Below are 12,742 nucleotides of genomic sequence, written 5' to 3'. Positions count from 1 at the left end.
TTAACTTATCGTGAAAATTAAAATAAGAAGTTTTCTTAATTTACTTTGAACGCTTACTTTTATGGCATTTATTGTGCCTATTGCGCTTACCGCAAGTTCAAGCTGCCTGCGACCAGATTCCATCCGCCAGCGAAGTCTGCACCAGATCCAGCTGATTATCTAACGCCACATTGAGGCGCTTAGCCCCGCCATCACCACTGAAGGCTTGACTCACAAACTAATGATCCAGCACCACCGCATGCACGAGTTGCTTAGCCAGCCGGAATTGCTCGATTGTGACATTGGGACCTTTCAGCAGCGGCCGCATATTGCTGACCGCCTGCAAGGCAGCATAAATGCCTGCAGGATCGAAAATCTTAAACACAGTTTTGCCGATTTCATCGCAACGCCGGGTGGCACGACCTGTCATCTGCTCATACAGGATACGGGAGCGCACACGTCGCATAAACACCAGATGACAGATCCTGGGCACATCTATCCCAGTCGTCAGCAAATCAACGATGATCGCCATACTGGAAAAAAAGCTCATTCTTAAAGTGCTTAATCAGTTTCGATATTTTGTCGGAAGCACCATTGGGACTCTTCTCAATGCCGGTGTCCTGGATGACGGTGTATTTGAAACGCAGACCTGCGGTATCCGGCTTTTTAGGGGTGACATCGAAAGCTAACAGACGTGCGCCACTGGCACCTGCGCTATTGGTACAGCTTTCACCGACGATCAGTGTGTTACCGACACAGACTAAGCTGAGTTCGCTGCCGAACGGAAAGTTCTCACGTATGAATTGCACGTCTGATCTGGTCATTCCAAAAAAAATGTGCTTTGCTACCAGTGGATGGCTGACAAATTGCAGTATTTTTCAAACCACGCGTGACGAATCGAATGCTTACTGTCTTAATGTAAAACTTCTTGGTATTGAACACCGAATTGCTCGGTCAATGCTGATAAGCGCTTATCCAGAGTCCATAACTCAGTGCCTGGCGTAATTAGCGCTGATGCCAAGAGGAACATATCCACTACGCCGCAACCCAGGCCATATAGTTTTTCTGTTTCAATGAGTTGCTTCACTTCACTCATACTGGCTTGACGTGTTTGTGTGAGTAATCCGATATCGCTCAGTGTTTGCTTTCTCGGGGATGGAGGTGTGCCACAAGCAAGTTCCAATAACACCATGGGGTGTGTCAGCGCTAAATCCAAGGCGAGTAGTTTTGCGAGACCGGCATTATGGTTTTTGAAGTGATCAATCCATACGGACGTATCCACCAGAACTTGATTCATTAAACAGACTCCTCACGTCGGCGTGGAATATCCGCCATAGCAGGTGACACGCCACCCAAGGCAGCGAGGCGTTTCGCAGCCTGAACCCGAACAAATGTTTTAACGGCTTCTCTAAACAAATCTGCCTTATCCATAGCCGGGTCGGCCATCTCTAGCGCTTTCTCATAGAGATCATCATCGATTGTAACGGTGGTTCTCATTTCTGCTCCTTACATCAAATTGGATGTCATATTACATCTAATTAAGCATCTTTGATGTCTATCCTGCGCAACCAGAGAGACGTCAATGATGTTTGTCGGCGCAAGAATGTAATCCTTTTTCATATCGAACCGGTAAATTCTTGAGTGGAATTATTATGAAAAGGATTTTATATACTGTAGCTCACAATCATCGAAATATCCGAATTCGATAACAATTCAAAAATTAGATATTCCATTATGGATATGCAAACTTTTCCTTAACTAATGGTGCTGACCTTGCCGCCACTGACCAGCCCCGTATTCGGGATGCCGCCCTGCCCTAACAAAATACGTGCCGCTTCGACTTTGGTGACGCCTCCGACCCAGTTCATGACTTTGTCGGCTGGCACATCAATTGTGCCGTAGACGTATCTGGCTGGAATACCTGCTGCACGGTACAGAGCAATCAGCAGACTCGCGGTATCGAAGGCGTTGCCGCGTTTGTTTTGTAATGTCAGTTCACTGCCCTGGATAGACCAATAGCTGGGGATAAAGCTGATGTTGTTTCTGACCCAGTTATAGATTTGTACCGGGTTGTTGTTTAGGGCTAGTGCTTGTGCTTTGACCGCGGGAGTGAGTTGAATGTCTTCGGTGGCGGCCAAGTCTGCTGCGTTAGGGGTGGCAGGGAGGGTAATGGGCGGTGGAATAGGAAAACAGCGAAACACTGCTTCGCGCCTACGTAACGATGAGGCCTTGCAAAGCCGAGTCCTTGCCTCGCCGCATTTGTTCATGGATAGAGTTTGGAATCGGGCGTAGCCTGACATTTTTTCCTTAGATCGTAGCCTACAAGGGGTGGTCTGAATCGCCCCCCCCTTTGGCTTTTTAATGCGCCAAAAATGCAAACATACTCTTAGAGAAATAAGAAATATTCGCAATCACACCGAATGTTATCTGCTGCCAAGCTATCCACTTTAGAGGACTACAAGCTCTCGACTCTCGCCAAGTCAACCCGATACAAAATACAACCGTCCCCCACAGCAAATAACCAAATACATCCAGCGACAAACCGAATGCCATTTTTAACAAACCAATCGTAGAAACAAATAAAAATAGCCTCGAGTAATAATCTCTATATTCCTTCGATATCCCACCAAAAATTTTTGGCAGCAAAGAAGGAACCAAACCTAAACAAAGAACTACAATGGACGAATATACCCAAATAACGATCATTACAGTTTCCTTCAGACTGAGTTAATTTCGTTTCTTATGAATGAACAGAATCTCAAATCCAACCAAGCTAGAACATTTATATCCACCTCTCCAGCCTACGGCCAATAGCAGGCATTGTTCGATACCCCACGCGCCAAGATGACTACCTAGCACGCACGACGGTATACCTTTCTTAATAGCTATTTTGTCGTATTGAGACATGCCAATCGGCAGTCAATTCAGGCAGCCCCCATCTTTGCGCACATTACTTCCGCCGACGAAATCGGCGAAGCGATCCACAATACCTCACAAGATTGTAGCTTCTAACTTCGGGGAGAATGAGTGAGCACAACCTCCTGCGAATCACTATTGGGCATGGCTCGAGATTACTCGATCATCAGATGGTGGTCGATGAGCCTTCGATTGCTAATTTAGTGAGCTTGACTTTCAGCATGATGAGCTTGGAAAAACTCGACTCTCAAGACCTTTGTAGGAGGCCAAAAGAGGAGAGTCCGTATCAATTCGAAGGAAGCACCGGCATATATTAACTTACCTAAAATATTAATAGACTTGTTGTTGCGGGTGCTAGACTCATGGTGAAATGAAAAATTTCGAGAAATGGATTGGGTTAGCAATATTTTTAGTTAAGCATTACCATTAAATCTCAAATGGCATACCAGATGGCATACCGAAGCTAGCAAGAATAAAAAAAGCCCTTGAAAATCAAGGGCTTTTTCTAAATTTCTGGCGGAAGGTGTGAGATTCGAACTCACGAAGGCTTTAACACCTCGCCAGTTTTCAAGACTGGTGCATTCAACCGCTCTGCCAACCTTCCAAGCCTTCGATTATAACCTGCCGGGATCACATTGACAAGATCTGCGCATCATTTCCCTAGATACAAATTTGCGATTTTTTCCGCACTCACTGGCTGCGACAGTAAATATCCCTGAACCTGATTACAGCCGGCCTCACCGAGAAATTCAAATTGCTCTGTCGTCTCTACGCCTTCTGCCACAACCTCTAAATTGAGCTGATGTGCCATCACGATAATTGCGCTGGCAATCGCACAATCATTAGAATCTGATGGAATTCCACGCACAAATGACTGATCAATTTTTAACGTAGAAATAGGAAATCGCTTCAGATAAGAAAGACTGGAGTACCCTGTTCCAAAATCATCCAATACTAACCCTACCCCGAGTGCAACGAGACGTTCCATAATCCAGATGACTTCATCTGCCCCTTGCATCAGCATACTTTCAGTAATTTCCAGCTGCAACCATTGAGGGGAGATGCCATAAACTTGTAGTGCTGTAGCGATTTTTCCGGGCAGCGCATCCGTGAACTCACGGGCAGAAACATTGACGCCGATCAGAAATGGCGAAACACCGGAATTCTGCCAAATGCGTGCTTGCCTGCATGCGGAGTGCAGCACCCAATTCCCCAGCTCGCTGATCAGGCCGGTATCTTCGGCTATTTGTATGAATTCAGCTGGTGAAACCATGCCACGTTCAGGATGTTGCCACCTGACCAGAGCCTCAACGGATACAAACTGGCCGGAGGTAGTCGCAAATTTGGGTTGATACAAAAGGAAAAATTGTTGTTGCTCCAGCGCTTTACGCAAACTGGTTTCCAGATACAAACGATCCGCAACATGCGCATTCATCTGTTGATTGTAGTAAGCGTAATCACTGGAAAATGCGGTAGCGTCACGCTTTACTTTATACATAGCAATATCAGCACGCTGCAGCAATACATCTGCATTGCCTCCATCGTCGGGGAACATGGCAATACCGACGCTGGCGCCAATACTGAGATCTATCCTGCCGACCTGGAATTGCTCATCCAGGCTGGCGAGCAGTTTTTCCACTACCAGTCCGACATGCGTTTGGCTCGCAATATCGGCAATTGCAATCGCGAATTCGTCACTGCCTAAGCGAGCAACGAGATCTTCTTCTCTCAGTGCCTGGCGGAAGCGTTGCGCTACCTGCTGCAGTAATGCGTTACCGATTTCATGTCCAAGCGTGTCATTGATCGCTTTGAAACGGTTCAAATCAACAAACAAAATAGCACAACGCTGCTGCTTTCTCTGAGCAATTTGTAAGCGCTGATCGACCAGTTTATTAAAAAAAATCCGGTTCGGCAGGTTGGTCAGAGGATCAAAATACGCCAGGTGATTTAATTGTTGTTCGGTCTGCTTGCGCTGCGTGATATCACTGAGATAACCGACCAGAGCAATCGGTGTGCCGTTTTTGTCTTTTAAGGTGTTCAGCGTGAGGCTGGCCAAGAATACTTCACCAGACTTCTTTTTACGCCTGACTTCCATGGTGCTGCCACCATATTCAAGAAAATGATCGTCGTGTAATTCATCTTCCTGATCTTCATCGTCGTATAAAAAAATAACATTTTTACCGAGTACCTCTTGTGCACTGTAACCGAATAAATTTTCAGCGCCACGATTCCAACTCAGGATAAATCCAGCCAGATCCATAGTGATAACAGAATCATGCAAATGGTCGAGGATCTGGGTATGTAGCAACTGGCAGCTGTGCCACTTATTTTTTTGCTCCAGCAGTTCTTTTCTTGTAGCAAGCAAACGCGCCGTAAGCGCGGTCAGCACATGCAGCTTTTTGAGATCAGATTCGCTGTATTGTCCATAGCGGGCGGAAAGCAGAAAAAAACATTCCGGGGTGACGGGACTGCAGACATGCTTATCTTCGTGCACCGCACTGATATCTGAATTCCCCCACACAAATTGAACCAACGAATCTGGAAAAAGCCCCGTTGTGGCCCGATTAATACCAGCTTCAAGTTCTTCATCTGGCAAGACCAGTACCACTTCACTCAAGGTGATGGCGACTGTCAGATCCTCAACAGATGGGGATGTCATGCTACATGTCCTTACATACCTGATTGACCCATGCAAATGCATGCGCCACACTCAATAAATAGTCATCTTCAGACAATGCTAATTCAGTAAGCATACCCCGTAATGCAGGCTCAAAGCGTCTGTCGGCTATTTCTGTCAGTTGCAAACAACGTCCCAAAGGCCCGCTACGCTGCAATAATGCTGCAAGGTAATCTTCTTGCAAACTCAATGGCTGCAAGACTTCAGTTAAGGGACTGGCGAATAAAGTATCCAGCAAAGAAAACATACCAACCATAAATGCGCCATCGGACATATCGCGATTGAAACCCATACGCTGAGCCAAGGCCTCCATCATTGCAGCGCGAAATGCAGCGCGTGCCATCAGTGGATTGAGTGCGCCCCCCTGATCAGATTGCTTTGCATACAGCAATAGCTGTAACCAGCGTTGCAATTGCCTGCGTCCCAACAAATTGATCGCCTGCCCGAAGTTACTCACTTTGACAGTCTGCGCAAATGCTGCGGAGCTGACCAGCCGGAACAATAAATAGGACAGATTGGCATCTTGTTTAAACAAGTCTTCCAATTCCTTAGAGTCTGCATCACGTGCGACCAAACCTAGCAACTTGAGCAAGCGGGTTTTAGCAGAACTGTCGGCTGCGCTGTTGTTCTTTGCCGGGTGAAACGCATACTCACCGGAAAACATTTTTAATCCTGCCGCCAGCGCCTGCTCAAGCACGGCTGCTGTACCTACATTTTTAGCCCAGTGCTGTCCCTGGCTCAGGCGCAAGGTCCAAAGCTTAGCGGAAAACGGAACCCCTGCCTGACTATCGATGATGATATCTCTGGTGTCACTCCAAGCCAGTTCTGAGACGGACTGAAAATCATCGGTATAAATCCGGAATCCTGAGCTCGAAAAATGCTTAAGACGGGCTTGCATTTCCTGCCCCTGGCATACCCGTTCAGGAATACATAAAATAATTCTGCTTGCCGGGAGTCGCTGATGCAGATCAGCCGGCAACTGACTCAAGTCGCTTACAGCCACCATCCAGTTCAGTGCCGATAATTGATCGAATAATTCAAGTTGTTTCCAATGCTGCAAGGCTGCAATTGCAGCGTCCTGATCCATCCTTGCAAAATCAGGGCATAAAGCGATCAGTTGCTGCTGCTGATTAAAAACTGGCTGAAATGTGGTAATTCCTGTGGATAGCGTCATAAATAAACGTACTTCTGTTTAGCTTTTGTTTAGCTTTTGTTTAGCTTTTTTTAGCCTTAGCTAATTGTTGTTTCAATGCTCAAAGCTGCGATTGCCGCATTACACAGCTTACGCAGCTAGTGCCAAGCACTACACTTCAGGTCAAACCTGACTGGTCGCTTCATGCTCTCAGCTTAGGGGAGAAAGATTTCCTGCAGGTCGTTAAGGAACAATTTACCTTTTTCGGTCGGCATAATCAATGCATGATCACGGTAAATCAAGCCTCGGGCTTCCGCTTGTTGTAGTTCTTTTTCTATGCGGTTTAACAGCAAGCCTGTGCGTTCCTGAAATAGTGAAACAGGAAAGCCGGACTGCAAACGCAGCGCATTGAGCATGAATTCAAACGGCAGGTCACTGACGACAATTTCATTTGCCTCCTGCGCCGGATTGCCTGCGCGGACTGCATCCATATAGGCTTTAGGCTGTTTATATCTGGCCTGGCGCACCACACGATGGGGGAACGATAACTTACTGTGTGCACCTGCACCTATACCCAGATAGTCACCGAAATTCCAGTAATTCAGATTATGTCTGGATTCATGTCCTGGCAAAGCATAGGCTGACACTTCATAATTGCGGTAGCCCGCGCTTTCCATGCGCGCGTGTATCTGCTCCTGCATTTCCGCACTGCTGTCTTCATCTGGCAAAGCTGGCGGAAATTTAGCAAAGTATGTGTTTGGCTCCATCGTCAGGTGATACAACGACAAATGGCGCGGCGCAAACGACAGCGCGGTTTCCAGATCTTGCGCCGACTCTGCCAGGGTTTGTGACGGCAGGGCAAACATCAGATCCAGATTGAAATTATCAAAGTAGCTGCCAGCGATATCTATCGCTTTCCTGGCTTCATCCCCATTGTGGATGCGACCCAAGGCCTGCAGATGGCCGGAGTGAAAACTTTGTATGCCTATCGACAGACGATTAATGCCACTGGCGCGGAAAGACTTAAACTTTTCTGTTTCGAAGGTGCCGGGATTGGCTTCCAGAGTGATCTCTGCATCAGCATCCAGCGGCAGTAAAGTGCGGATATCCGATAATAAGCGATCGACCCCGGCTGCCGACATCAGGCTGGGTGTGCCACCGCCGATAAACACAGTATGGATGCGGCGCCCCCAGATCATGGGCAAGGACATCTCCAGATCGGTACGCAGCGCCTGCAGATAGGCCTGCTCATCAAAACTGCCTTTTACTTCATGCGAATTAAAATCGCAATAAGGGCACTTTCTGACACACCAGGGAAAATGCACATACAGCGATAATGGCGGAAGTGCCGTCAGGTGCAATGCGCCCGGTGTCAGGTATTGGGCAAAAACATCCTGAGGAATATCGGACAGTTCAGCACTTTTCTTAGGTACAGAAGCTGGTCCGACTGGTTTAATTGGAATCATTTTAACTTTTCAAACAAACTGCGTAAGGCCTGACCGCGATGCGATAAGCGGTTTTTCTGCTCTGGCGATAATTCGGCTACAGTCTGCTGCAACTCTGGAATCAAAAAGTGAGGATCATAACCGAAACCCGCATCACCACGCGCTTCAGCCAGCAAAGTGCCATGCCAGACACCATCTGCGATCACGGGTTGAGGGTCGTCTGCACTGCGCACATACACCAAAACACAATAATAGTAAGCGGAATGGTCGCTGTGATTTTGCAAGTCACTGATCAGTTTTTGATTATTGCGCGCATCGGATTTTGGTTCACCTGCATAACGTGCAGACAGTACTCCGGGGGCGCCACCCAATGCGGGCACACAGATACCGGAATCGTCTGCTAAGGCAGGCAAACCTGTGACTGCAGCAGCATGCCTGGCTTTTCTGAGTGCATTTTCGACGAAGGTAAAAAAAGGTTCGTCCGTTTCCGGTACCGCCAATGCCGCTTGCGGCAGCAACTCTATGCCCAGCGGCGCCAGAATTTGATGAAACTCTTTTAGTTTGCCCTGATTGTTAGAGGCTAACACGATCTTTTTACTCATACCGTCTGTTCTGCTTTACTTTGCTTTTCTTGGCAATTACTTCATTTACTTTAGATAACGCGACTGTTACGGCATAATTATTACGCTATTGTGCGTCAACTATGCGTCTAACAGACCCAGCACCTGCTTTTGCAGCGCGATCAGATCGGAGATGCCACTTTCAGCCAATTCCAGCAAGGCATTCATGGTCTGGCGATCAAATGCTGCGCCTTCAGCGGTACCCTGTACTTCAATGAAGCTGCCCGCATCGGTCATGACGACATTCATGTCGGTATCGCAATCAGAGTCTTCCGGATAATCCAGATCCAGCACGGGAATGCCGCGATACACGCCGACAGAAATCGCTGCCACGAAATGCTTCAGCGGTACCGCCGGAATCAAACCTTGCGCTACCAGTGTAGACAGTGCATCGTAGGCGGCGACCATGGCACCGGAAATCGCTGCAGTGCGTGTGCCACCATCAGCCTGTATCACATCGCAATCAATATGCAGGGTGCGCTCACCGAAGGCGTCCAGATCAAACGCTGCGCGCAGAGAGCGGCCAATCAGACGTTGGATTTCCTGGGTACGGCCAGACTGTTTGCCTTTGGCAGCTTCACGGTCCATACGCGTGTGCGTGGAGCGTGGCAACATACCGTACTCTGCAGTCAGCCAGCCCTGCCCTTTACCCTTCAGAAAACCGGGTACTTTATTTTCTATACTCGCAGTACAAATGACGCGGGTATCACCGAATTCGATCAGCACCGAACCTTCTGCATGACGGGTGAAATGGCGGCTGATGACGACAGGACGCAGGGCGTCGGTGGCACGCCCGCTGGGACGGAAATTGGTAGACATAAATTAAGGTTTGTTCGTGATTTTGGAAGATTTATGGATCGCATTGCGTATCTCTGCAATCGCTTTTTCTATCTCCGCATCGTTAAAAATATCCTGCTCGCCGTGTTCTTTAACCAGCTCAGGATCAATCGGTGCCTGTATCGTGGTCGTGACCGAGCCTATCGGCAAGGTATTGGTCGAGATGACGGAAGTATCATCCAGCCTGTCATCGCCTTCCCACATTAAGGCCAGCGCCGTGGTGTTATCACTGTGCTTGCCAGCGATACTGACGGCGGAACGTATCAGTTCGGGAATGGCGCGCACGATGGTGTGCTCATGCAAACGCTGGGCCAGCAAATGATCGGGCAGCATAGACCAGAAACCATCCGAGCACAGCAAGATCAGGTCGCCAGGTTGCAACACGGCTCTGCGTGACAGTTCAACGATGGGCGAATTCGGTGCGCCAAGGCAGTTAAACAATTTATTGCGGTCTGGATGACTGTGACGCTCGGCCGGATCAACCTTGCCCTGTGCGATCAGAGTCTCCAGTCTGGAATGATCTTTGGTGCGTAACAGGATCTGACCCTGACGCAACCAGTACAGGCGTGAATCGCCGCAATGTGCCCAATAGGCGTAGCCATTCTGTATCAGACAGGCGACGATGGTGGTGCGCGGCGTTTCAGGCAGATTATTCATGATGCGGTAGCGATGAATTTCCTGATGCGCAGCCAGAAAACTATCTTCCAGAAAACGCTCAGGGCGACCTATCATAGGCTGCGCCTGTTGCTGGAACAAACTGCCTATGGTCTGCATCGCAATGGCTGCAGCCATTTCACCCATGATGTGGCCACCCATGCCATCTGCAAGCAAAAGCAGGATCGCATCACGGGTAAAGCTGTAACCCATGCGATCCTGATTGACCTTGCGGCCGCCTATATGACTTTCTTGATAAACGGAAAAGCGCATGTGGATTGAAATTTAAAAATGTAAGTAAAAAACAGCCACTAAAGGGGACGGCATTAATTCAGGGTGCTTTCCTGTATCGTCGTGTGATCGCTGTCATCTTTTTTCTTTTTCTTGCCGAAAAGTCCCGCAATTTTCAGTCTGGCTTTATCCAGCAAGCCCGGCTCAGGTTGCGGCTGCGCCTTCATCGCCAATGCTTTTTGCAAAGCAAATACACTTTGCGGGCGCTCCAGAGGATCCAGCTTCAGGCACCAGCGGACTACCTCAATTAACTCCGGCGAATACATGCCTTCCAGCTTACGGTAATGCGATTCCATTTTGTCATTCGTCTTGCGCTGATCCGCTGGCTGTGGCGGCGCGCCTATCATGCAGGCAAAAATCGACGCACCAATACTGTAAATATCGGTCCAGGGTCCAAGGTTACCATTCTTCTGATACAGCTCAGGCCCCGCAAATCCTGGCGTATACATCGGATACAACTTAGGAATATCGGTCTTCAGGGTTTGCCTTGCCGCACCAAAATCCAACAAGATCGGCGTCCCATCCAGACGCAGATAAATATTGGCCGGTTTCAAATCCAGATGCAGCAACTTATTCGTATGCACCTCGCGCAAACCATTCATCACCTGATTAAACATGCGGCGAATAAAACGCTCGGACACCAGCGGTTTTTCACCCTTATCACGGCGCCGTAAAATATGTTCCTGCAAGGAACGGCCAGATTCATAGGCCATCACCATATACACAGTTTCATTGGCACGGAAGAAATTGACCACGCTGACCACATTCGGGTGCGAGATACGTGCCAGCGCACGCCCTTCTTCAAAAAAGCATTTCAGACCGATACGGTAAATCGGTAAATTTTCATTTGAAATCGCCGGTACCAGTTCGCCCTGCTGTCTTAAGGCAAGCGAGCTGGGCAGGTACTCTTTAATTGCTACAGCATTTCCATCTTCATCAGACGCGAGATATACAATACTGAAGCCGCCAGAGGCGATTTTCTTTACAATGCGGTATCCGGCAATTTCCAAGCCATCGGGCAGTGGGGCATTATTTTGTGCAGCCATTGATCATCCAATCCTGTTTACAGCAGCGATTGTGTTGACTATTGCGGGTTTTGTAAAGAATATCCTGCTTTATAACAACTAGCAGCGACAACTGAAAACTTATTTCCAGTGAGCAATAAATTAAGAAGAGGAAAAAATTTGAGCATTTACAGCATGACTGGCTACGCGACCAGCACACAGGAAACTGAAGCAGGAACCATCACAATTGAAATAAAAAGCGTCAATTCACGCTTTTTAGACCTGCAATTCCGTATAAATGACGAGTTCCGTGCACTGGAGAGCCATTTCAGAGAAGCCATTTCCAAGCGGATTACACGTGGCAAAGTAGAGTGTCGCTTCAGCTTTGGAAAAAAAACAACCGATACGCAGCAAAAATCGCTGAATTCTGGCGTTTTACAACAGCTGGAAGAATTTCAGGCGACAATCAGCGCCCGCTTTCCAAACGCGAGTGCATTAACCAGTGCAGAGATATTGCGCTGGCCCGGCGTCATCGAAGAGTCTGAAATCAATGCTGAACATTTACAAGCTGCGATACAAGCCACGATGCAGCAAACGCTGGACGCCTTCGTTGTGAGCCGTGAACGTGAAGGCGCAGCTCTGGGCCAGGTGTTGCTGAGCAAAATCACGGCGATGGAAGAAATCGTCACGCGGATTACACCGCTGATGCCACAGATTTTGCAGCAATTCCAGCAAAAAGCGACTGCCCGACTGGAAGAAGCCCTAGGCCTTGCCGGTGCAAATTCAGGCAATTCCGCCAGTCAGGCCAGTACGACCCAGACCATTACACGCGAAGAGGCACTGGACCGCATCCGTCAGGAAGTCACTGTGTATGGCATCCGTGTCGATGTGGCGGAAGAATTAGCACGTTTATCAGCCCACCTTACTGAGACCCGACACTTGTTGAAAAAAGGTGGCCAGCTGGGTAAACGCCTTGATTTCATGATGCAGGAACTCAATCGCGAAGCCAATACGCTGGGCTCTAAGGCCGCACTCAAGGAATTGGCCGATGCCTCTATGGATTTAAAATTGCTGATAGAACAGATGCGGGAACAAGTGCAGAACCTTGAATAAGCACGGGCATTTGCTTATACTCCCGCCACATTTTTTTAACGCCTGCTGCCCTGCCCTGACCGTCACTTATTTAA

General features: G+C 48.3%; 14 protein-coding genes and 1 tRNA gene. 1 reads left to right on the top strand and 14 read right to left on the bottom strand.

Annotation, left to right across the window (positions count from 1 at the left end):
• Positions 1-217: 217 nt before the first annotated feature.
• The 14 genes from EYB48_RS01410 to EYB48_RS01350 form a co-directional block, all read right to left on the bottom strand.
• On the bottom strand, positions 218-529 hold the full coding sequence (locus EYB48_RS01410; protein ID WP_202927627.1) for a hypothetical protein: 312 nt from the start codon (positions 527-529) through the stop codon (positions 218-220).
• A complete protein-coding gene (locus EYB48_RS19040; RefSeq protein WP_202927626.1) occupies positions 495-788 on the bottom strand; it encodes a hypothetical protein in 294 nt (97 codons plus the stop codon). Before EYB48_RS19040 ends, EYB48_RS01410 begins: the two co-directional genes overlap by 35 nt.
• A 104-nt stretch (positions 789-892) precedes the next feature.
• Positions 893-1,276: a type II toxin-antitoxin system VapC family toxin gene (locus EYB48_RS01405; protein ID WP_162018487.1), complete on the bottom strand. Its 384-nt coding sequence runs from the start codon at positions 1,274-1,276 to the stop codon at positions 893-895.
• Positions 1,276-1,476, bottom strand: a complete 201-nt coding sequence (locus EYB48_RS01400) for a type II toxin-antitoxin system VapB family antitoxin (RefSeq protein ID WP_162018486.1) — start codon at positions 1,474-1,476, stop codon at positions 1,276-1,278. The genes EYB48_RS01405 and EYB48_RS01400 overlap by 1 nt, the downstream gene beginning before the upstream one ends.
• A gap of 257 nt (positions 1,477-1,733) precedes the next feature.
• Positions 1,734-2,117 carry a transglutaminase-like domain-containing protein gene (locus EYB48_RS01395; protein ID WP_202927625.1) on the bottom strand — a complete coding sequence of 128 codons (384 nt, stop codon included), beginning with the start codon at positions 2,115-2,117 and terminating at the stop codon, positions 1,734-1,736.
• Positions 2,118-2,337: 220 nt separating this feature from the next.
• On the bottom strand, positions 2,338-2,685 hold the full coding sequence (locus EYB48_RS01390) for a hypothetical protein (RefSeq protein WP_162018484.1): 348 nt from the start codon (positions 2,683-2,685) through the stop codon (positions 2,338-2,340).
• Positions 2,686-3,409: 724 nt separating this feature from the next.
• Positions 3,410-3,499: transfer RNA gene (locus tag EYB48_RS01385), tRNA-Ser, on the bottom strand.
• 48 nt (positions 3,500-3,547) lie between these two features.
• Positions 3,548-5,554 (bottom strand): putative bifunctional diguanylate cyclase/phosphodiesterase, encoded by a 2,007-nt coding sequence (locus EYB48_RS01380; protein ID WP_162018483.1) that lies wholly within the window; start codon positions 5,552-5,554, stop codon positions 3,548-3,550.
• 1 nt (position 5,555) lies between these two features.
• The gene (locus tag EYB48_RS01375; protein ID WP_162018482.1) at positions 5,556-6,746 is read right to left on the bottom strand and encodes an HDOD domain-containing protein; all 1,191 of its coding nucleotides are present in this window, start codon (positions 6,744-6,746) and stop codon (positions 5,556-5,558) included.
• 173 nt (positions 6,747-6,919) lie between these two features.
• Positions 6,920-8,170 carry a radical SAM family heme chaperone HemW gene (gene hemW, locus EYB48_RS01370; protein ID WP_162018481.1) on the bottom strand — a complete coding sequence of 417 codons (1,251 nt, stop codon included), beginning with the start codon at positions 8,168-8,170 and terminating at the stop codon, positions 6,920-6,922.
• Positions 8,167-8,751 (bottom strand): RdgB/HAM1 family non-canonical purine NTP pyrophosphatase, encoded by a 585-nt coding sequence (gene rdgB / locus EYB48_RS01365; protein ID WP_162018480.1) that lies wholly within the window; start codon positions 8,749-8,751, stop codon positions 8,167-8,169. The genes hemW and rdgB overlap by 4 nt, the downstream gene beginning before the upstream one ends.
• A 99-nt stretch (positions 8,752-8,850) precedes the next feature.
• On the bottom strand, positions 8,851-9,588 hold the full coding sequence (gene rph / locus EYB48_RS01360) for a ribonuclease PH (protein ID WP_162018479.1): 738 nt from the start codon (positions 9,586-9,588) through the stop codon (positions 8,851-8,853).
• Positions 9,589-9,591: 3 nt separating this feature from the next.
• The gene (locus EYB48_RS01355) at positions 9,592-10,533 is read right to left on the bottom strand and encodes a PP2C family protein-serine/threonine phosphatase (RefSeq protein WP_162018478.1); all 942 of its coding nucleotides are present in this window, start codon (positions 10,531-10,533) and stop codon (positions 9,592-9,594) included.
• A 53-nt stretch (positions 10,534-10,586) separates the two neighbouring features.
• Positions 10,587-11,597, bottom strand: coding sequence for a serine/threonine protein kinase (locus EYB48_RS01350; protein ID WP_162018477.1), 1,011 nt, complete (start codon positions 11,595-11,597; stop codon positions 10,587-10,589).
• A gap of 153 nt (positions 11,598-11,750) precedes the next feature.
• Between EYB48_RS01350 and EYB48_RS01345 the strand changes: the two genes are divergently transcribed.
• On the top strand, positions 11,751-12,668 hold the full coding sequence (locus EYB48_RS01345) for a YicC family protein (protein ID WP_162018839.1): 918 nt from the start codon (positions 11,751-11,753) through the stop codon (positions 12,666-12,668).
• Positions 12,669-12,742: the final 74 nt, after the last annotated feature.

The sequence above is a fragment of the Cognatundibacterium crateris genome (assembly GCF_010078235.1).
GTDB lineage: Bacteria > Pseudomonadota > Gammaproteobacteria > Burkholderiales > Burkholderiaceae_D > Undibacterium > Undibacterium crateris.
This window is presented reverse-complemented; position numbering and strand designations above follow the sequence as displayed.